Consider the following 2143-nt stretch of genomic DNA (forward strand, 5'->3'; position numbering starts at 1 on the left):
CCGTCGAAGCCTTGGCGTTCAGGTCCAGCTCGACGATGCCCAGGTCGGCCATCGACTTCAGTTCGCCCGCGTCGGTCTTGCCGTCGTGGTTGGCGTCCACCCAGACCTTCAACTGGTTGAAGTGGGCGTCGGCCGCGGTGAGCTTGAAGTCGTGGTTGGTGTCCTGGGCCAGCATGGCCTGGTAGCCGTTGGCCGCGTGCTGGCCATTGGCGAGCACCGTGCCAGTGCCGAACAGCTCGGCGCCGCTGTTGATCTTCCCGTCGTTGTTCAGGTCGATCGCGAGCAGGCCGTCGCCGCCGGCGGTCCAGCCGTACTTCTGGCTGTTGCCGGTGTTGTTCAGGTCGAAGTTGACGCCATGGGAAGCCGAGGTCGTGTGCACCCCGTTGCCGTCCAGGTCCAGCACGATCGGCGAGGTCAGGAACAGCGCGTCGAGCTGGGCGCCGGTCATCACGCTGAACGCTGCCGTGTTGCCGATCAGCGCCGTGGCCTGGTTCATGTCCAGCTTGGCGATGTCCACCGACTCGAAGCCCAGCATCTGGTCGGTCGTCATCACCGTCAGGTCGTCGGTCGTGAGGCCGGCGATCTGCTGCGTCGTCAGTGCGGTGATGTCCGCCGAGTTCAGGGCCAGGAAGTGGTCCGTCGTGAACGCGTGGATCTGCGCCGAGCTGAACTGCGAGATCTGCGTGGTGCTGAACGCGTGGATGTCGTCGGTCGTGAACGCATGGACCTGCGCCGTGCCCAGCGACATCAGCTGGCTGCTGCTCAGCGAGGTGATCTGGTCGGTGCTCATCGCCCCGATCTGGTCCGTCGTCATCGCATGCAGCGTCAGCGTGGACAGGGCATGCAGGTCGTCGGTGCTGATCGAGCCGATGTCGGCCGAGTCGATGCCCACGATCTGCGCGCTGCTCATCACCGAGAAGTGCACGCTGGTCAGCGCACCGATCTGGTCGGAGCTCAGCGCATGCAGGTCGCCGGAATCGAGTGCGCGGATCGCGGCCGTGCTCAGGCCGTGCAGCGAGTCGGTGCCCAGCGCGGCGAACTGGTCGGAATGCATCGCACCGATCTGGCCGCTGGACATCGCCAGCACCTGGGTCGAGGTGAAGGCATGGACGTCGTCCGTGCTCAGCATGCCGATCTGCGCCGTGCTCAGCGACTGCACCTGCAGGTTGCTCAGCGCCTGGATCTGGTCGCTCTGCATCGCGTTCAGCTGGGCGCTGCTCAGCGCGCGGATGCCGAACAGGCTCAGCGAGTGGACGTCGTCGGTCTCCAGCGCCGCCATCTGCGCGGTGCTGATGCCGGTGATCTGCGCGCTGGTCAGCGCGCCGAAGGCGGCCGTGCCCATCGCGTTCAGCTCGGCCGTGCCCATCGCCCCGACCTGGGCCGAGGTCAGCTGCACCACTTGCGTGGCGGTCAGCTGGCCGGTCTGGTCGGAGGTCAGCGCATGGATCTGGGCCGTGCTGAAGGCGTGCAGCGTCGTGGCGTTGAGGGCCGCGATGTCGCCGCTGTCGATGGCCTGCAGCTGGTCGGAGCCGAGGCCCGCGATCTGGGCGCTGGAGAGCGTGCCGACCTGGGCGCTGGTGAGCGCTTCCATGTGGTCGGTGCCCAGCGCCGCGACCTGCGCGGAGCCGAAGGCCTTGACGCCGCCGGTGCCGATGGCCTGCAGGTCAGCGGTTTCCAGGTGGCCCACCTGCGCCGTCGTCAGCGAGGCCAACTGCGCGCTGGACAGGCCGGAGAACTGCGAGGTGGTGAAGGCGTTCAGCGCGTCGGTCGTCATGCCGCTGATCTGGGCGGTGCCCAGGCCGGCGATCTGAGCGCTGGTCAGCGCCGCCATCTGGTCGGAGGTCATCGCCGCGAACTGGGCGGTGGTCAGGCCGCGCAGCGCGCTGCTGCTGATGGCCTGCAGGTCCGCCGTGTCCAGGTTGTGGACCTGCGCGGTGGTCATCGCGCCGACCTGCGAGGACGTCAGCACCGCGGTCTGGGCGCTCGTCAGCGCGACGATGTCGTCGGTGCTGAGGGCCTGGAACTGGGCCGAGCTCATCGCCTTGATGCCGGCGGAGCCGAGCGCTTGCACGTCCTCCGTCGTCATCGTGGCGATCTGCGCGGTGCCGATGGCGGCGACCTGGCTGCTGGTCAGCGAGGGGAT

Annotated in this window: 1 pseudogene; it reads right to left on the bottom strand. The window is 68.0% G+C overall.

Features of this window, described 5'->3' with window-relative positions:
• Window positions 1-2143, bottom strand: a pseudogene (locus B0W88_RS34050) (heme utilization protein); the annotation flags it as partial.

This window comes from Pelomonas sp. KK5, assembly GCF_001984095.1.
Classification (GTDB): Bacteria; Pseudomonadota; Gammaproteobacteria; order Burkholderiales; family Burkholderiaceae_C; genus KK5.